The sequence below is a fragment of the Mucilaginibacter sp. UYNi724 genome (assembly GCF_054057495.1).
Map to the genome: position 1 here is coordinate 243,649 of NZ_JBSRZI010000007.1, position 19,367 is coordinate 263,015.

Sequence of the window (19,367 nt, forward strand, 5' to 3'; positions counted from 1 at the left end):
ACATATAGATTAATCATGAAGAAACCAATATTTATAATTGTTATAGCAGCTATTATTTTATTTATAGGCGCCGGAGAAAAGAGAAATTTTTATTGTTTAAAAGATGCTGGATGTGTAACCGTTTGGAAAACTTATGGTAAAGTCTGTTACATAATTCCGGGTAAATATTACGGAATTTTAAAGCCGGCTAATGATTTCATAGAAACAGCCAATGATAATAATATAACTGTCTTCTTCGCACCAGAAATTACTAATGGGTTGATATTTAGATCAGATCATAATGTTAAGGTTTACAATGGTATTAAAAAACATACATTATTGAATTATAATCAGGATAAAAAGAAATATGAACGTATGTTGTATAGTAAAAACGCTAGAAATAATGCCGATACCAAAGGTGGTGTCAACCTAATAGACATATTTATCCGTGAAAATTTTGCTTTAGACAAAAATGGTCAATTGCTTTAGCAATTGTAAACGGTGATTTTTTCTATTAAACCCAGTTAATTGAAACACCTTTTTGCGGGATGATAACCTTTCCCTTTCATGCAGATGAACAGCTGCAGCTCTAAAATCTGCCGCGTGTTTTTTCGAATCCTATAGAAAAATCGCAAGTACAATTTGTTAAGGACAGGTTGTTTTTGAATCCACCAAGCTCGCTTGCTGTCGATATCATAATTTGCTTAATATAAGATTGTCAGCTCATAATAAACAAATGATTGCCTAAGGAATACAATCTAAGTGCAGGCCTGTTGATATTGGATAACACCACCAGAACAATCGCTTCCTGGCTTGTTTATAGTTTTATTCAAAAAAAACCTGACCGAATAACGAATACAAATACTTAATGGGAAGAGGTTAAACACCTAATCGAATAATAGGTCAGTTTTGCCGGGGAAGCACTGAGGAATCAGAGGCTTCATTAAGGGCTTCAAACTCCGAAGGAAGTTGCTGCGATTGCTGGTAGAGCTTTGGAATACGGATTACCTGCTTATAAAAGAACAAACAAACAAGCTGGCTGCAAGGCAAAAAAAGTTCTCTGAGTAACTTGAAGCTGCTTTAGCCCGCATTTCCGCATATTACCATGGAGAAGAAGCTAAACTTAAACAGGCTTCCTAATTACTTTAATGTGTAACTCGTCGCCGCGCTAAAGCCAACAAAAGAGGAAGCTAAATAAGCCTCCTCTTTTTGTTGGGCGGCATATCAAAAGGCTCATAAACGAAATCTTCCAGGTAGGCATTGATCGATTCTACATCGTAAAGTATGATCCGTTTTTCAGGATGACTAAACCGAATAACGCCTTCGTCCCGCATTTTTTGCAATGTTGCTTTGCTTTTAATCCTAAGCATCCGCATGGCTTCCGGCCCTGATATCCATCTGTCACTAGTGTCAGATTGTCCCGGTTTGAGCCGTTTAATAACCTCGTCGAGCAGTTTAAAAAAAGCTTCGCTTTCGAGGCAAATGATCTCCAATTTGTCCATCCTCACTTAATTTTAAATATATCCGGCTTCGCACGTTTCTTTTATAGGAAGGCTCATATAAGATGTACCCGAAATCATGCAGATCCCGGATACATCTGTGGTATGTAGTGCTGGCTGATATTTTGGCCAGCGGCATGATCTCATGCGCATAGGCCTGCATCGGTTTTGGAAAACCGTTGACCTGCCAGAAATTCAAAATGGCCGCAAACAAACCGATATGAGTACTGCATATCCGCGCATCATGACTGATGGCTTCAAAAAATATCGCTAAGGGTTTGCAGCTTCCCATTACTTACAGTCGTGCACCCTGCCTGCGGCGGTTAGTTTGTTGCTCCTGCTGTTCAGCGGACACATGTTGTTTTGTGTTTTCATTTTGGGATTGCTCGAGTGTTTGGCCATTGGTCTCTTTTTGGTCACCTGACTGTGCCGCAGAAGCTCCATTTTGATTTTGACCCTTATTTTGGTTTTGTTCAGCTACGCGGGCTATAGCGGCCTTTTGAACCTCCTGCGGTGTCATTTCCACCTTTTGCGTTTGGTCAACGGCCTGCTTTTCCGCCTTTCGCACATTTAGGCTTTGGCCGTTACTGTCATAGAAATCCAGACGTGCCATTCTGGGATTAGCAACCATTTTAGCCTGTGTTTCATGACCGTCTCTAACCAGGATCACATCAACCTTATTGCCTTTTTCCAGTTTGGCGATCAGCCGTTGCTTATCATAGTTTTCCTCTATTCCCTTGATCGGGTATTTGCTCACTTCTTTCTGGTGGTTCCAGAACATGACCTTTGGATTGAAGTTTCCGTACTGATCTGCATTCTTAAAATCCAGGCCTCTCCAGGCGTAGTAAGTCTCACCGGTCGGTTTCATCCTGACTTCCCCGTTTTCCTCAACCGGGGCCATTTTAGGTTGTTCGCGGTACGCCGCACGTCCATCCATCATATTATACCGCTCCTGCAGCGTGTAATTATGTTCCTTTCCAAAGAAGAATGTTTGCGTCAGGTCTTCCTTGCCGGGCTGTTTGAGCGTTATATCCGCCCGGTTAAAAAAGGTCATATCCTTATCTTTCTGATCTCCTTTGGAAAAATGCAGTACCGACATGGTTTCATCCTGTCCGAATTTGCGGGTGTGGGGTATCTGAAATTCCGTAACATTCTGTTCCATTTTTTCGCGTAATGGTTTGGCGACTTCCTCACCAAAGCCCAGATAGAACAACTGGTTCTTTACATAATCAAAACTTTGCTCGTTCATAATAATTGAATTTTTAAAGGGTAAATAATCGTTTACTAAATGTGTCGGGTAAAAGGGCTGCTGCCTGGACCCTACCGAAGCAGGCTCCAGCATATCGTTGTACAGTGCTATCTTCTCTTCTTTAAGGCCGATAAAGAAATACTGGCTGATCGTTGCCTTTTCAGACAGGGAATGCAGCTCGTGATAGTCATGGCCATGATCGTGATTATGATGCGCAGCTACCAGCGTCAGTCCGGAATGTGGTACGGCATAACCTTCCATATCAAGTTCGAGTGACTGGCCATGATAACGGCCGATGATCAGGTAATCCGTACCCTTATCGGCCAGTTGATTAAACAGTACCGCACTATCCACAAAGGTCCGGGCATCACTCAGGCTGCCAAAAGATTCCAGCAATCTGTGGCTATGGCCGATCTCATAGATCATCCCGCCACTGTGCTGATGGGCGATGACATGGTATTCTTCAATCTCTTTAAACGGATCGATCAGGCGCTGCCAAACCACGGGAAAAACCAAGCCCTGCGATAGCGAAGCTTCCAGATCATCAATTGATCTCCCGGCCGGTAAATACAGGCTTTGTTCTGCCATCTGGCGCGCAATTGCTGAAGTATCTATGCTACCGGATTTGCTAACCTATCTTCAACTGCTATGGAGGCTTTTAAAGTTGCGGCCTGCATATAGATATAGTTATCGAAATTGAAGACCTGCTCAACAAAATCATAAGCGCCATTGGATTCTTCGCAAAAACGTTCAGCCTCTCCCGCAGAAGAAAAGACATGTACAGCAGGCGGAAGCAATTCTTTATCCGGCTGTTCGTTAAAGGCTACCCATGGTCTCCCTTCGCTGACTGCCTGATCGAGAAGGCTGATCACTTGTTCATTAAGCTTCATCGTAAATGAATTAGTGGCTGTTCTTTACTTCCTGATTGTCGCGCAGCAAGAGGGTATGTCCGTCTTTAAGTTTTCCCTTTACGCGTTTGACCTTTTTACTAAATAGCCCCTTTGCCGTATTAACGCCGACTGTCGTAAGCTGGGCAGTCATGGAAGGATCGAAACTCATGATATCCATGTTGGACACACCGCTCGTTGCACCGTCGCGAAGTGCATCACCGGTAATAGCCTCCGTGACGCTTATCCCTTCCAGTCCGTCGGTCTGGTCAAATACCGTCAGGTCAACCGGGAAAAAATTATAGCCTACGTGGATGCTTTTAATGTTCAGCGTATAACGCTGATTAGCCAATGTGCCGCTGCCGTATAGACGCTGCCCTTTAGCGTAAAGCTGTCCGCCCAGTGTAACCGTATCGGTTAATTTAAGACAGATCACCGTGCCCTGAACGATCTTTTGTGTACCATCAATAACCGCAGGAATAGCACGGAATTTTTTGACCATAACCGCATTGCCGGTTTTACTATCGGCGACCTTCACCCGTTCAGGATGCTGGATTTCCAGTATTTTTTCCAACAGGGTGTTCATTTGTCTCAGTTCCGGATCTTCTGAAACCACTGCAGGTTTCAGCAATGAATCCGGCAGGGCATTAACCGTTTTTTTCACGGGCTGGCTCGCAGGAAGCGGATTATTAACAATAGCCTGCAACTGCGTTAAGCGCTGGCTTATCCTGGCTTCGTTTTCGGCGGGTGTACTGCTCGTCGCTCCATAGTCAGCGTTGCCAATACCGCCGGAATGGGGAGAAAAAGCAGTCGAGCCATTAGCGCCGGGTAAACGGTTGACGCTGTCGGCATCTTTTTGCGTGTAGGGATCGGATTTACGCAATTGTTGTTTTTTAAGCGAATCGGCATGTGCCCTGTCATAGAAGCTCATTTTATCTCCGGACTGATCTGCGGCAATAATGGCTGACGGCAGTTTCATGCTCAGGCCTTTGGTTTTTGCCGCCCGGGTTTCCACATTCTGGCCTCCCCCGAGTGCCTTGAACAGGATCGTGGTAAAGCAAAATATGATGACTGGTAAAACTAGCAGGATCTTGCGCCTGCGCTTGTCCTGTAAATTAAGTGTGTTGGTTTTCATGTTATTGATTTGTTAGTGATTGCTCACGGTTAATACTTTGTTTTCCACTGTATTCCAGTGTTCGATCAGAAAGCCGAGCAGGTTATTATCGCTTCGGCTAACCTCCCGCAGATCGCCTTCGGTGATCAGGCTTTGGCTGACATTGCTGGTCGATCGGATCAGGTGTAGCGTCGCATAGCAGCGGAAGTGGTAGGGAGCATTCCGGGTATCGACCTGCACGCTGTCCACGTTAATGCGCTGGCTGATGTTGCCGGCAATAATGCCGGAATAGTAGCCACTTACTGATAGGCTGTCATATACTTTTTTGGCTGAACCATCGGCGAGATAAAGTGCCCTGGTCAGATTCTGCCTGATCACCTTGTCGTCAGGATCAAGCGTGAAAAAGGCTTCATGAAAAGCGCGGACATGGCCCCGGGCCTGCATCGGCAGGTAAGTGCTCTTATCTGCGGCTACTGCTGACCAGGCTGTATTTCCGGACAGAATATAGACCTTGCTTTGCAGGGCGATGGATTCACTTTTGATCTGCCAGGCCATAAAACCCACTGCAAGAAAAGCACAGGCAACAATGGCGATGGTGAAACCGCGCACATGCTGAAACGCGGTTTCGAGATTTTTCATTTTCTTAAACATGGTTTACTGATTTTTTGGAGGACTGCCCGATAGTTTATTCTTATTAAAGTTCTGGGTATCTCCTGCCTGGTTATTGTTGGTTTGCTGATTGTTTTGTGTATTGCTGCCCCGGTTAAAGCTTTGCATCATTGACCCACCGAGATAATTGACGGCCATCGATGCCAGCGCGCTGGTTTTGGCGAACAGTGCATGGCCACCGACATTCATAATGTAGCTGGCGACGCTTGGAACCGTGAAATAGCCAACGATGCCGATAAGCAGGAAGATCAGGTAAGCGGTATTGGTATTCCCCAGATCATTGCCGCCGAGGTTCCCGTTCTGAATACCGATGATCATATTCTCCTGGATCTTGGCGATGATAGCCCCGAATATATTGGCGACCGGAAGCCACATAAAGACATTGACATAGCGTGCCAGCCATTGCTTTAGGCTATGCTGAAACCCTTCAAAAATGCTTAGTCCGAAACAAAGCGGGCCTAAGATCGCCAGCACAATCAATTTGAAGGTCCTGATCGTATCGAGACAAAGTGCCGCTGCCTGGAAAAGAACGTTGAGTAATTCCGCAATAAATTTCCTTGCCCAGTTCTTGATACTCCAGCCGGAAAAAGCATCCGATATCGGGTTGCTGCTGCCTTTATCGGTTGTGCTTCCATCCGGGTGGCTGTATTGATACCATTTATCCGGATCGCTGTTGGAATCGTTCGGTGATACATCTGCAGCATCCGGTTTCCCATCAGCCAGCAGGCGGGCTATGGCTTCGTTCGTATTGGTCACCATCCCTTGAGTAGCCGTAACCACAGGCTGAAGTACGCCGTTGATCAGGCCAAGTACAGCCGGAAAGGCCAGGATGCAGAAGCCAATTGCGAACGGACGCAGCAATGGATATACATCCACGGGTTCCGCCGCTGCTAAATGTTTCCATATCCGCGCACCGATATACCAAAGAGTAGCAAAACCAGCTATGCCGCGGGCCACCCCGATCAGGCCACTGCATAAAGGGAGCATTTGATTATACAGCTGATCCAGTACGCCCTGCAAGCCATGCAGGTCATCTGCAACACCTTCCGCATGGGAAAACAAGGGCATAAGCATCGCAGGAATGGCTGCGAAAGCCATCTTGTAAATTTTATTTTTCATTATTTTAGTTTTTTCGAGCGGGTGCTATTTTTTTAATTGTGCTCAAGAGCGTTTCACTGAGTTATACCGTAAACTGATCTGACACCTTGCTTATCGGCGGTATCTTGTTCGCGCTGCAGGATGATCTTCGCTGCCTGATCGTTAAACTTTCGCAGGTAACTCAGCTGGTTATGGCTTTCCAGATAAATGCGGTCAATGGCCGCCAGCCTTTCGGCATCACTCATCCGCAGCTTGCTGTCTGTAACGATCATGGACAGGTCATCCAGATTTTTTAGGCTCTGGCTCACGAGGTTATTATAGATATTCATCATATAGGAAAGCTCGTCGGGACTGAAGTGCCGGTCGCGGTTAAAAGTAGCGGAAGCGCTCTTGTATTCGCTGATCAAAGCCGCCTGCTCTTTGATAATATCAGCGACGCGCGGGTACCTGCGTACTGTTGGGCTGACGAGGTAAAGCCCGTCAAGGAAAGCCTCGTGCAAACTGAAGTTTCCCTGGGCAACATCTTTAACCGCACCATATCCTTTTGTCAACACCGAATAGCCGGTATACATCTGGCCAAGTATGTTTTTCAAACCGGCCAGCTTCTGGTAATCAAGCACCAGTTGCTGGATCACATCGCTTACCGACTGCGCATAGCTGGATACCGGTACGCCGGCCGCCAGGCCGATACATAGCAGGGTTGTTATTGTCAATTTTTTCATTTCGGTTCTCCTTCAATTTTCTTTACTGAATCCCATATAGCTTTTTAAGCTGCTCATTATCCCGGCCCTGCTGTTTGCGGCTCAATGCCAGTTTGCGGCATCTGGAAGCGAACGAGCCGGCAAAGGCATATTTATCCTTCATGTTGTCGTTAAACTTATCAAGGCGGGCGAGCCGCTGGGCATCGGTTAGTTGCAATTTGCCGGGCGTAAGCACTTGTAAAAGCTCATCCATATCCAGTTTGCATTTGGCTTCAAGGTTGTCTTTCACTTTTTCCAGGTAGCCCAATTCTGCGGGTGTTAACACTTTTTGCTGCTGCTGCCAGCTGAGTTCAGCGGCTAACAAAGCCAGCGTTTGACGGTTAAGGTCCGCAATGGCTTTTCCTTTTGAGTTGTTTTGAATGACCGGGTTAACCTGTGACAGGGAACTGAAATAGTTGCCGGTCAACATAAAGCTGCCATTCTTCAGTTCGTGTGCCGTATTCAAGCCGCTTTCGGCGATATGATAACCGGTTCTTAGAGCACCAAGATAGATCTGATATCCGGCGATCTGTTCAGCCATCAGTTTGCGCTGCCGCGATTGCTGACTGAAAAAACCGCCGAGGAACTGTGCTCTTGCCGTATAGCCGCAAAAGCCGGCAAGGGAAAAACATAAAATGGTTTTAAGGATCTTTTTCATGACGTTATTTTAGTTAATACCATAGAGTTGTTTCACATTGTGACGGTCACGCGCATCTTTGGCACGCATCAGGCTCAGGCCGGCATTCTGCCTGTTGAACTGCCGCAGGTGGTCAAGGTTGGTTTGCATGGCTTTCGCTGCCTCACTGATCCTGACGAGGCGTTCGGCATCATCCATCTGCGTGCTCAGCGAACTGACGGCTAATAAAAGCTGGTCAAGGTTTGTCAGGCTTTCCTGCAAAATACCATTGTAGATGTTGCCCATATACTGGAGTTCTCCAGGCGAAAAATGGGCGTCCTTGCTAAAAAGTGAACTGGCCTGCCGGTACTCCGCAACCAGTTGCTTTTGTTTGCTGCTGATGCTTTTGACCTCATCATAACTGGCGATCAGTCCCCTGACCTCGTTAAGCTCCCGATAATAGCTGGCGTACAGATCTTTCTCCTTGCCGAGCCAGCCGGAGATATTATTCAGGCTGGACAGGTGCAGTGAATTTTCAAGCTTTTGTTCTGCGTTTTGCAGCGCAATAGTCTGGTTTTGTAATTGCTGTACTTTCAGGTCAATGGCCACGATCACCTTTTTGATCACGCCGGTAACAATGCTGACGCCGGGTATCTGTGCTTCAGCCGTTTCATGGTTGATGCTAAATAGCAGAACAGTAGATATGGCAGTTAAAATTTTGATTTTTGTTTTCATGATCAGGCTGCTTTTGATGTTTTTAATTCGTTGACGAGCGCTTGAATACCCTGTTCCACGCCACCATACTTTTCGGCATATTCGAGCACTTTAACCCGCTCGCGGCCTTCGGTAGTAAAGGCATAATATTCTTCGGGGCATAGCTCGTTCTTGTAAACCTTCATGACCTGCCCGCCGACATCAATAAAGATCTCGCGGTTGTCTTTGTTGACCGAAAGCAAAATGGTTTTCCCCTTATCGGAAAGGCCCAGCGCATCCTGCAGCTTGCCAAATTTTCCCTGGAATTTGCGCATATCCATGAGGATCTTGATGTCGGCATTATTGATAATGGCATCCTTGATCACCGGTGAATTGATCAGGTCGTCCAGTTCCTGCGTGATCACGATAGGGATGCCGTTAAACTTGCGGATGGTCTTAAAAGCATAGCGCAGGAACTCAGCCATACCACTTTTGGCAATGGCTTTCCAGGCTTCATCTATAGTGAGCACTTTCCGTAATCCCGGCAGCTTACGCATCTTGGAAATGAACAATTCAGTTATAATGAGCGTACAAACCGGGAAGAGGATAGGATGGTCCTTGATCTGGTCCAGCTCAAAGACCACAAAGGGCTGGTTCAGCAATTCCAGGTTTTCCGTAGCATTCAGCAGGAAATCAAATTCGCCGCCTTTATAGTATGGCCGCAAAACATACAGGAAATTGTCCATGTCAAAATCACGCTCTTTGACCCGGTGGTTTTGTAACACGCTTCGGTAATCCGATTCCAGATAATCGTAGAAAGTATTGAAGCCGGGGAATAAGCGGGTGTTATTGGCCAATTGCTCATAATACCCTTGTAAGGCATTGGAAAGGGCCACATATTCAGCCCGGTTAAACGTTTCGTTTTCGCCTTTCCACAGGGAAACCAATAAAGCTTTCAGACTTTCCTTTTTCTCCGTATCCAGCACATCACCCTTGCCTAAATAAAATGGATTGAACTTGATCGGGTTGTGTTCTTCATACGTAAAATAATAGCCCCCAACCAGGCCGCATAAGCCTTTATAACTGCCGCCGATATCGACCGTAACGCAATGTGCACCCTGATCGTAGAGTGATCGCAGGATATGGTTTACGGTCATGGATTTACCGCCACCGGAAGTGCCACAAACAAGCGTACCCATATTGCTGGTGATCCCGTTGCGGCGCGGCGCGTCATAGAGGTCGGCGAATACCGGGCGGGCGGAAAGCCGGTCACAGAAGCGGATACCTTCAGCAGGCGGGTCGCTGCGGTAATTGCTTTCCTGGTTCAAAAAACAGGCCGCCTGTTCGGCGAAAGTATCAAAGGTGTCATTGAGCGGGAAGTCGCCGCCGTTTCCCGGTATGCCTGCCCACCAGATCTGCGCGGCACCGTCAGTTTCAGGTTTTCCGGCGGCATCCATCGTCGCCAGCGCGGATACTACCTTATTGCCATTTTCTTTCAGTCGCTTTTCGTCAGCTGACCAGATCATCACATTGTAATTCGCCTTTACCGGCAGGCGTTGTTTACTGATGGCTTCGTTCAGGAACTCATTGGTGGCGTCCAGCGAAATGGCATTTTCACGGGAGTAAGCCGACAGCGATTGCAACCGCAGGCGCTTTTTCTCCAGTTGCCGCAGTGTGGCCTGCGCATCGCCGATCAAAATATACTGGTTATAAATGTGGCTGCAATCAAGTAACAGGCCCAGGCCTGCTGCAAAGCTTACCGGAAAACGGGTCTGGTCGGTGGAATAAGCATCATAAGTCAGCCGGGAGCCGCAATGTGCCGGTAGTTTCTCTGCATCGCTTAACGTGTAGATCGCAACTTGCTGGCTGCCGATCTTAACGCCGTCTGAAAGGTCAATGTCTTTAATAAGCAGTTGCTGCTCATCTTCGGACAGGTAACAATAACGCTCGATCAACCCGGTACGTTTTAACTGGCTTTGCAGATCAGCAGCCGTCAGCCAGGTAAGTGTAATTAACCGGGTATCTTCCAGCAGCCGTTTGAACTGGGCGCAGACGTCCAGGAATTCCTGCCGGGCCTGCACCTGCAGGGTTTCTTTGGGAACCAGTGCAGGACGCAGCAAGGTGGAGAACAGCGAACTGCTCTTTTGCCTCCCAGCCGGTTTTTTAGTCAGGTAAACCAAGCAATCATGCGCCAGAAAATTCCTGCCCTCGAAATATTTACCGGCACTTTGCTTCAGGAATGTTTCTTTACCACTTTCTTGGGGCTGGTAGCTTTTTTGGGTAAACCAGTCCTGTTTATGCATGACGCTTTCTTTGGGTAATACCCGGATCGCCTTGATCCAGGCTTGGTGCATATTTTCATAGTCCTCGTCGGACAGGGTAAATATTTCGGGCAGCTGTACGCGGTAGGCTACGGTATACTCTCCCTGCTTTGACAAGATGCAGTCATGCTCGATGCCCATGATAGGCAGTATGTGTTTTAATTCTTTATCCATCTCAAGATCTTTCTATCTTTTATAGTTAACTAAACCCTTTAAAATTTTGGCCGGTGCTTTGGCCTTAGCCGTTGTGCATTGTTCCGGTGTTCCTGCTGCAGTGCTTCCCGGTTATGCCGGATCAGTGCGGGAATATGGGTTTCGCTCAGCGGGATGACTTCGGCTGTCAGATCCTTTTGTATAGGATACCGTCGCAGCAGTTCGCGTTCGTCCATGCCATATTGCCGTGCAGTGGCTACGGGATCGAGACCAATTTCATTAGGAATCTTGAGCTTAACGACCCCTTCCGGGAATTCCAGCAGTTTGGGATCAACCTCCACGACCTGTTTCATCACCGGATGATAATAGGCTTCGTAATGCCAGCCGTCGTTGGTCAGCTCAAAGTTTTTCAGACTGATGACCGGGAAGAAGTACTGGCTGTTCCTTAATTCATGGAGGCGCAGATCAATGGTGAACTTTTCTCCGGCAAGGTCGATCTGCGGCAATATGCCGTTTTGCCTTTGAGCTAAAGTCTCCTGGTCGATGATGATCTCGAAATCAGTTTTGCCTTTTAACTGCTCAACTGTATAACCGTATTTTTTGGCCATCCCTTCAGGATCAAGCTCAATAAGCTTTGGAACTTTAATCTGGTGCCAGTCTTCGCTTTCGTAGAACCCGGTTGATTTGTCATATACATTTTTACGTCTCAGATCATACGTGAACGTGTAGTTTTTCAACTGATCGGTCATATCGGTAACAAAGGAAATCTCATTGGTCTGATCGTTGGTCTGACGCAGTACCTGCTTATCGATATCCACCTCGAAACTGGTTCCCTCGATCTCAAAAATTACCGGCTTTCGTTGCTTGTTCATATTTGTCCTCCTGAATGTTCTAAGTTTTGAAAGAAGCGGCGGCTATACGATTTAAGCACTTTTGGGATGCGCCTGCCGGCGGCAGCTTTCATAAGGCCGTGCTCTCCGTATTTCCGGCTCAGGCTGTAGATCTTAATACTGCCGTAAGTAGCGCCGCTGCCGGTAACCGTCAGGCAGATAATTGTGCCTGCGCCGGTGATATAAAGGATGGCAAAAACGATCAGCAGGCCCATGACCAATCCTGCGAAGTACCAGATGTACTGCGCCCGGAGGCCTCGAAACTCGATGCTTTTGTTAATGCCTTTATTAACGGTATAGATACTGTTATTCATGATCATTATCCTTTTATGCTGTTCTGCTATATGCTCTTTATTGATTAGGCTTATCCTAAAACCGAAACTGGTGAGGTGAAAACACAAGCGGTGCGCTTTGGAACCCTCCCCCGGGGAGGGTCAGGGCGGGGCGTATCGCTCTGCGCTCGCAATGGTATCATGGATAGCACCGCCGTGACTGAACAGCGCTAAACGTTCCAGTTGAAAATTGCGGTTGCGGCCCATAACTACCGAATGGTAACCGAACGTGATGACCAGGCCGCCCGCTTCGAGGCATTCCGGAAGCGCCTCCTTCAACTGTCGGAAAGGGCTGCAAACGATGCCTTTATAGAGTTCCATAGATTTGCGGAAAGCATAAGGCGGATCCAACAGTATGGTATTGAATTTTTTACCTGACCACCCCCGCAGAAAAGCCAGTGCGTCCAGATGATAATCGGCCGGCATCTTCGGATCGAGGTCGTTCCGGGTTTCATACAAGGCCAGTTTCGTCTTTCCGGCAAATGAATTCAAAACCCGTCCTTCGCAGGTTTGCTCCACCCAATGACGAATGGCCTTCACCGAAAAAGTGTAACGGTGAAGCGGGCAGCGGATATGTTCAAAGTGCAGCTTTTTCATAGTCGCACCCCTTTCGTCTTTCCTAATGCGTGGCTGGCATGTTCTTTAAGAGCAGCGCCATCAGCCAGGGATTGGGCTATCCATTCTTTGACCGGTGTTTTAATTTCAGCGGAACGGAGCTCAATAACTTTTGCTCCGGCAGGCTGGTGATGATTTTCGTGTTTGCCCTCAGCCGGAATCAATGCCTTTTGTTCTCCCTGCTGCAACTCCTGCTTTGCTTTTATGTTCTGGGCGATCTCCCGTTCCAGCTTCGTCAATTCAGTCTTCAGTCCCTGCAATTCGCTTTCCCGCTCGAATTTCTTACCAAGCAGGTTTTCCAGCTGCGGGATCTGTGATCCCAGTTCCTTTAACTGGGCCCCCATCTTTTCTATCTGGCTTTCTGCCTTGTCAATAGCGTTCAGGTAATAGCGTGCAGCCAGTTTCGGATTGTCGGTATTTGGCGCGCCTGAACTGTACAGATATTTATTGCCAGTCTCCGGGCGGATGGCATACAGAGTGTTATAATAACTGGCCGGTTTGTCCAGGTCAAAAGATCCCGGGTGCCGTTCGATCATGAGCTCAAAGCCATACATCGCGCCCAGCCTGGCACTTCCGGTTGTACCAGCTTCCGGCAACCAGTTCCTGTATTTGGAGATCAGAAATTTGCCGATAGCGACCGGATCGGCACTTTTCAGCTTATCCAGCTGGATAGCGTTGATCTTTGTGCCCTCCTTGTCAAGCTTCAGGTTTTGCTGATAGGCTTTGACATCGGCAGTAACAGTCAGCAGTTCAGCGCGTGATTTCGTTTGTTCTTTCAGCTTGTCTTCCAGCGTATATTTAGAGCGGTTGATATCCCGGTAATGCGCGGTTTTTAAACTTTCCAGAGCGGCGATCTTTTTTTCCAGCTTGGATTTCTCCAGCAATGAAGTGTCGCCAGACAGGATCGCGATATACTCGGAAAAGTTCATTCCGCTTTTTTCATCCACGGAACCTTCATCGATGCTGCGCACATTCAGCTCGCAGTTCTTCATCTGGGATATAAAGGTCTGCTTGTTTTTCAGCAGGTTGAACTTGTAGTTGTCCAGCGATTGCTCTACCGCGTAGATATAATTTTTGACCTCGTTACCATAATGCATTTTGGCGACCTGATTGCCCTGCCTTGCACCGCGCCCGTTCCGCTGTTCCAGTTCAGAGGGCTTCCAGGGAATATCCAGGTGATGCATGGCGATCACCCGCTGCTGTACGTTCAGGCCTGTACCGGCTTTTTCGGTGCTGCCAACAAGCACCCTGATATCACCCCGGTTCATTTTCCGGAATAGTTCCGGTTTTTGTTTATCCGTCCAGCTGTGAATAAAGGTGATCTCGTTTGGTTTCACACCGAGGTCAGTGACCAGTTTATCCTTCAGCGCATCGTACAGGTTAAACACACCGGCTTTTGGCGTGCCGATATCGCAGAAGACGATCTGCGTTCCCTTATGCGGGGTGGACGAATGATAGATATCAGCCACCTTACGTGCACAGGTATTCACCTTGTTGTCCGGATGATCGCCGTAAGCCGGGTCGATCAGCCGCATATCGGTTGCCATCTTTTTGGCATAATTGGTGGCGATCAGCATCCGGCCTTTGTCTTCTTCTTCGGTCAGCGGAGGCCGGCCGATCAGGGTGGCATCGCCGGTTTCCGCAAATTTCATCAGGCGCATAATAAAATCGCTCTGCTGCTGCGACGGTACGATGTTAACCAGTTGTTCGTCCAGTGCAGGTTTATCCAGGTTAATATGCGCCGCCGTTTTATAGTCTGTAATCTCGTTATAGAACAGCGCCAGTTCCGGCACCTTAATAAAATGCCGGAAACGTTCCTTGCTGATGATCTGGTTGGTTACCGAAAATTCAAAGTCAGTGGTCTTCCTGGCGAAAACAGCCGCCCACCCATCGAAATTTGAAATGGCCTGCCGTTCCATTTCCTTTGGCCGGAGGTACTTCAAGATCAGGTACATCTCGGTCAGCGAATTGGATATCGGCGTGCCGCTCAGAAAGGTCACACCGAGGTCGCTGTTGAACCTTTCCTGCAGGGTGCGGACCGCAAACAGCATATTCAGGGCTTTCTGACTGCCCTCGATATTGCCGAGGCCGGCTACCCGGTCATGCCGCGTGGTAAAGGTCAGGTTCTTGAATTTGTGCGATTCGTCGATAAACAAATGGTCAACACCCATCTCATTGAATGTGATCCCGCTATCTTTCTTTTCATCAATATCGCGCTCTAAAGTTTTCAGCTTTACGATCAAGGTATTCTTGCGCACTTCTAATCCTTTGAGCATACGTCGCGATATCGATCCGCCTTCATGTTTAAGCGTAAGAAGGTCTTTGGTAACGGCGTCCAGTTCCCGGCTGAAGATATGTTGCTGTATTTCAGGTGACTGCGGGATCTTTCCGAACTGGTCATGCGTCAGGATAATGCAGTCCCAGTTATTGTTCTTGATCTCATGGAAGATCCGCAGCCGCTTGTCCGGCGTAAAATCATTTTCACCCGGAAAAAGGATGCGTGCATTGGGGTAAGCCTTTCGGTATGTGTCCGCGATCTGGTTAACATTGGCCTTCAGCGCCAGGATCATCGGTTTCTGCACGATACCGAGGCGCTTCATTTCATGGCCGGCAACGATCATGGTCAGCGTTTTACCCAGGCCCACCTCATGATCGACCAGGCCGCCGCGGTTCTGGACTATGCGCCAGGCAGCGTTCTTCTGCGAGCTGTAAAGGTCGCCGATGCCGAGCGCGTTTTTGTCGAGGCCGGGAAAGCGCAGGTGGCTGCCGTCATACTCGCGGAGCACATAACAGTTAAAGGTCCTGTTGTAGAGACCGGTAATGAACAGCTTCTGGTCATCCGGCAGTTCGTGCAGCCAGTTGGTAAACCCGTTGCGGATCTGCTCGATCTTTTCATGCGCCAGCTGGATGGCCTCGTTGTCCGGGTAACGTTTGGTGGAATCACCGATCTTTACTTCATAACTGAAATAGGGCGTCGTGTTTTCCAGCGCATGCTCCAGCAGGGTATAGCCATAGGTCGTACGGTTGCTTTCTTTCGGACGGATGGCAAATTCCCGGCTTATTTTCAGGTTGCTGCCCTGCACGGAAACTTTGAAACTGTCGCTGGAAGCGAGGTAACTGATGGTTACCGGCAGCTCAAATAAATCGCTGGCAAAACGTTCATAGTAATCATTCGGAAACCAGCGCTCGCCCAGGTTAAAATCCAGCAGTTCGAACGGGATCTGTTCAGGCTGCGCTTTTTCCATGGCTTCCAAACTTCGCCTGATCTCCCTGTTATCCGGGTCTGCGGCATTTACTTCACGGGCGGCAGCCAGTTTTTCTACCACATTTCCGCGCAGGTACTGATCGCGGGTTTCCCAGCCGCGTGTTGCCGGGTTCAGGAAAATGTGACTGTGCAGGCTGATGATGGTTTCATCTGCATCGAGCCCGGTTGATGCCGCTATAAAACCGATATCTACCTTGCCATGATCATTGAGGGAGCGCGCCAGCGCAGATACCGGGTCATCCGTTTTAAAGGTTTCTGTCTGCTGGAAAACCGGACCTATTAGGATGTCTGCCGGTCGAAAGTCGTTACCCTCCCGGCGTTCAATGGAAGCCAGCAGCTTAAATCCGTCTTTTTCATCGGCAAGAATGAGCCGCCTGTTGGCAGGCCGGTTCAGCTCGCCGTATTGTTGCTTAAAGGCATCGTAAGCGTCGTTCAACTGGTCACGCAGTACAGGTAAGGCCTGTAAAGCTTCGGCTTCGCGGTTATACAGCTGATAATAACTGTCCCGGATCCTCAGGTACGCGTGGAAGAACAGCGCGTCTTTCTGATCGGCCAGCGGTTCAAAAACCGCCCGGTTTCGTTCCCGGTCAAGCTCTTTAAGCGTGCCCGTTTGCAGGCCTGCGGTTACCAGACTGCCTGCTTCATGAAAAGGCTGAAGGCTGTTAAACCAGATCTTTTCTTCCTGCCGGCCGAACTTGAAAATAGCTTTTAAACTCTGGTCGCCCTCGAAATAAAACTGGTGGCCGTATTGCGCAAGTTTGGCGTTAAGATTTTCAACCTCCCGGCTGAAAGCACTGCCGTTAAGCCATGCCAGCGGGAACCGGAGTTCCCCGGCATTGGAAAACAGTTTATAGGCGTATTGTTTTCCCGCCTGAAGTTTAGCCGTTACCAGTATAATGCTTTCATGACTGGCATTATCCCGGGTCCGGATGGTGCCTATGGAACGGACGCTTTCCGGCACAACCGCCGCCCTGTCGGTATCTGTCAGGTAATCCAGCGCACGGTTGACCTGTTCGGCCGGCTGGCTGTCGAAGAGGCCGAGCTGTACGGAAACTGCAACTGCTTTGGTTTCCGGCATCGGCGTATAGGTAAGTGATGGTTTTTCTTCAGTAGTCAGATCAGCTACCATTAGTGATTGCTGTGCATTAAAGAAAGCCTGGTGGTCAAAGTTGGCCGTAATCCCATCCATTAAATTCTCGTGCAGCTTTTCGGCTACGGTATTAATATCGCCATCCTGCCAGATTACCTGGTGAGCCTTGCCATACTGATTCTGCCCGGCTTTTATAGTGTTAGCAGCCGTGATCCGGTACTGTTCATCATGGATAAATTCGCTCAGGTGATAACGGCCAAACTCATTTTCCTTCTCCATGGTTGAAATGAGCAGCATCTCGTCTACACTGTAAGATTCCTTGTCCGTACGCTTTTGCACAACCAGTAAGTGGCTCGACGCTTCGGTACTGCCAGTATCCTTCATGAGGTTGTCCGGCATTACGGTTACACTGATAAAGTCCGCCCGGTCAAACAGGTATTCCCTGGCAACGCGGTTATCCGGGCTGTTGAGAAATGCATCCGTTGTTAAAAAGGCGAGGATGCCGCCATCGGCCAGCTTATCCAGCCCCTTGGCAAAAAAATAATTATGGATCCTGCCGCTGATCTTCTTATCCGGGTAAGCAGGGTCAAAGACCTGAAAGTTCCCGAAGGGGATATTACTGACGATGAGGTCATGCTTCCCGTTTTCGCTGACCGGTGATTCCTCAAGGCCCCTGATGCTGACATCCACTGGTACGGGTAAGTTAGCGCTCAATGCTTTCAGCACCCTACCGGTCAGGATATCTTTTTCAACAGCCATGACTTTTTCTACCTCCGGGAACACCTTGATCATTTCGGTGATAAATATGCCGGCTCCGCTACTGGGCTCATAGGGTCGCCTGGGATTGATCCCGTTAGTTTTAAGTGTTTCGTACAAAACCTGCGGTACGACAGGAGGCGTATAGTAAGCCGTCAGAATGCTTTCGCGAATCGAATCAATTGCGCTTTTGTATTCGGCTGTACTGAGTTTTTCCCGCAGCAAGCCGTGCAGTTCCATGACGGAGGGGTAAAGCTTCAGGTCATGCTGCGAGGCATTTTGATTTTTCCATTCGTCAACAGGGCCCTCCGGGAATAGAATGGCTTTCAGGCCGCCAAATCCGGCATACGCACGCAGGGTTCCCAGTTGCGCCTCTTCCAGCCGGTCTCCCGGCTGAAAAGATAGCGCGATCCGGATCGCCTCTATATTGGTCCGCAGTTGTTGTAATGAATTATAAGCCATTTTTCCTCACGTTTCTTTTTCAATGATGTTTAGCGCTCCAGGTACTCGGCGATCATGCCCATCACAGCGTGTTTGAGCTGATCGCTGTCTTCTGTTTCCTCACCGAAGGCGAAGACTTCGAAAATGGGTTCACAGGCACCGATCAGATTGATCAGTTCATAGGTCAGGATGCCGCTGTCGCTCATTCGTTTAAAATCTTTTTCAAATTCCGTTTCCAGCAATTCCCGCATATAGTTGAACCGCGACGGCCGCAGGTCACGGGTCAGTTCTTCCATGCACAGCGCTTCAATGACATACAGAGGGCGCTTGTCTTCCTGCAGTTGCATCAGCAGGTCGGCCACGGACGCTACCTTTTGCTTCAGGTAAGGCTCTAAACGGTGTTCTTCCTGCAGGGCGATCAGCAGATCGGTGTAATTTTGCAGCAGATAGCTATGCAGCTGCCTCATCAGTTGATTTTTCATTGTTTACATTTTTTAGGCCCTCCCTTACGGGGAGGGTTTGGGTGGGGCTCAGATGCCGAAAAATGATTTGATAATGGTGGCTACTACGACCAGGAAAATACAGGAGCCGAACCAGGCGGCGGCAACTTTGGAAGTATCCTGGTCACCCGAGTTCCATTTCTGGTAAACCTTGACGGCGCCAATCAGGCCGACCAGGGCACCGATGGCATACATCAGGTTGGTGCCGCTTTCAAAATAGCTCCTGACCTGTGTGTTGGCCTGTTCAATGCCGGCGTTCCCGTCCTGGGCGCTGGCGGTCACGGCCACGGTTATTAGCAGCGCGCACAGCACGCTTAATTTCAGGGCTTTGCCCGCGATTTTTATTCTGCACTTTTTCATCTTCACTTATCGTTTTGTTAAATATTTCAGTTGATCTATCTTTTCACAGGCCCTTCAAAGGGCTTTCCCTCCTGGGCATGACTTTCCTATGCCGCTCCGT

At 48.4% G+C, this 19,367-nt stretch carries 17 protein-coding genes; 1 reads left to right on the forward strand and 16 read right to left on the reverse strand.

Annotated elements, in window-relative coordinates; genetic code table 11:
- Positions 1-15 precede the first annotated feature (15 nt).
- The gene (locus ACVW0P_RS12720; protein ID WP_457132427.1) at positions 16-468 is read left to right on the forward strand and encodes a hypothetical protein; all 453 of its coding nucleotides are present in this window, start codon (positions 16-18) and stop codon (positions 466-468) included.
- 701 nt (positions 469-1,169) lie between these two features.
- Here the strand turns inward: ACVW0P_RS12720 and ACVW0P_RS12725 are convergent.
- From ACVW0P_RS12725 to ACVW0P_RS12800, 16 genes are all read right to left on the reverse strand, one after another.
- Positions 1,170-1,481, reverse strand: coding sequence for a helix-turn-helix domain-containing protein (locus ACVW0P_RS12725; RefSeq protein ID WP_457132428.1), 312 nt, complete (start codon positions 1,479-1,481; stop codon positions 1,170-1,172).
- Positions 1,482-1,773: 292 nt separating this feature from the next.
- On the reverse strand, positions 1,774-3,315 hold the full coding sequence (locus ACVW0P_RS12730) for a hypothetical protein (protein WP_457132429.1): 1,542 nt from the start codon (positions 3,313-3,315) through the stop codon (positions 1,774-1,776).
- Between the two features lie 23 nt (positions 3,316-3,338).
- A complete protein-coding gene (locus ACVW0P_RS12735; protein ID WP_457132430.1) occupies positions 3,339-3,617 on the reverse strand; it encodes a hypothetical protein in 279 nt (92 codons plus the stop codon).
- A gap of 10 nt (positions 3,618-3,627) precedes the next feature.
- Entirely contained in the window at positions 3,628-4,749 is a 1,122-nt protein-coding gene (traM, locus tag ACVW0P_RS12740; protein WP_457132431.1) for a conjugative transposon protein TraM, read from the reverse strand.
- 12 nt (positions 4,750-4,761) lie between these two features.
- Positions 4,762-5,367, reverse strand: coding sequence for a conjugative transposon protein TraK (gene traK / locus ACVW0P_RS12745; protein ID WP_457132432.1), 606 nt, complete (start codon positions 5,365-5,367; stop codon positions 4,762-4,764).
- A 15-nt stretch (positions 5,368-5,382) separates the two neighbouring features.
- On the reverse strand, positions 5,383-6,516 hold the full coding sequence (gene traJ, locus ACVW0P_RS12750; protein ID WP_457132433.1) for a conjugative transposon protein TraJ: 1,134 nt from the start codon (positions 6,514-6,516) through the stop codon (positions 5,383-5,385).
- A gap of 53 nt (positions 6,517-6,569) precedes the next feature.
- Positions 6,570-7,217, reverse strand: a complete 648-nt coding sequence (locus tag ACVW0P_RS12755; RefSeq protein ID WP_457132434.1) for a TerB family tellurite resistance protein — start codon at positions 7,215-7,217, stop codon at positions 6,570-6,572.
- Between the two features lie 22 nt (positions 7,218-7,239).
- Positions 7,240-7,893, reverse strand: coding sequence for a hypothetical protein (locus tag ACVW0P_RS12760; RefSeq protein ID WP_457132435.1), 654 nt, complete (start codon positions 7,891-7,893; stop codon positions 7,240-7,242).
- 9 nt (positions 7,894-7,902) lie between these two features.
- On the reverse strand, positions 7,903-8,586 hold the full coding sequence (locus ACVW0P_RS12765) for a conjugal transfer protein TraI (RefSeq protein WP_457132436.1): 684 nt from the start codon (positions 8,584-8,586) through the stop codon (positions 7,903-7,905).
- Positions 8,587-8,588: 2 nt separating this feature from the next.
- Complete coding sequence (locus ACVW0P_RS12770) at positions 8,589-11,039, reverse strand: TraG family conjugative transposon ATPase (RefSeq protein WP_457132437.1); 2,451 nt, start codon at positions 11,037-11,039, stop codon at positions 8,589-8,591.
- A 38-nt stretch (positions 11,040-11,077) separates the two neighbouring features.
- Entirely contained in the window at positions 11,078-11,890 is an 813-nt protein-coding gene (locus ACVW0P_RS12775) for a hypothetical protein (protein ID WP_457132438.1), read from the reverse strand.
- Positions 11,887-12,222, reverse strand: a complete 336-nt coding sequence (locus tag ACVW0P_RS12780) for a DUF4133 domain-containing protein (protein ID WP_457132439.1) — start codon at positions 12,220-12,222, stop codon at positions 11,887-11,889. The genes ACVW0P_RS12775 and ACVW0P_RS12780 overlap by 4 nt, the downstream gene beginning before the upstream one ends.
- Before the next feature lie 120 nt (positions 12,223-12,342).
- Positions 12,343-12,837: a hypothetical protein gene (locus tag ACVW0P_RS12785; RefSeq protein ID WP_457132440.1), complete on the reverse strand. Its 495-nt coding sequence runs from the start codon at positions 12,835-12,837 to the stop codon at positions 12,343-12,345.
- Positions 12,834-18,428 (reverse strand): helicase-related protein, encoded by a 5,595-nt coding sequence (locus ACVW0P_RS12790; protein ID WP_457132441.1) that lies wholly within the window; start codon positions 18,426-18,428, stop codon positions 12,834-12,836. Before ACVW0P_RS12790 ends, ACVW0P_RS12785 begins: the two co-directional genes overlap by 4 nt.
- A 29-nt stretch (positions 18,429-18,457) precedes the next feature.
- Positions 18,458-18,889: a DUF1896 family protein gene (locus ACVW0P_RS12795; RefSeq protein ID WP_457132442.1), complete on the reverse strand. Its 432-nt coding sequence runs from the start codon at positions 18,887-18,889 to the stop codon at positions 18,458-18,460.
- A 48-nt stretch (positions 18,890-18,937) separates the two neighbouring features.
- Complete coding sequence (locus tag ACVW0P_RS12800; protein ID WP_457132443.1) at positions 18,938-19,267, reverse strand: DUF4134 domain-containing protein; 330 nt, start codon at positions 19,265-19,267, stop codon at positions 18,938-18,940.
- Positions 19,268-19,367: the final 100 nt, after the last annotated feature.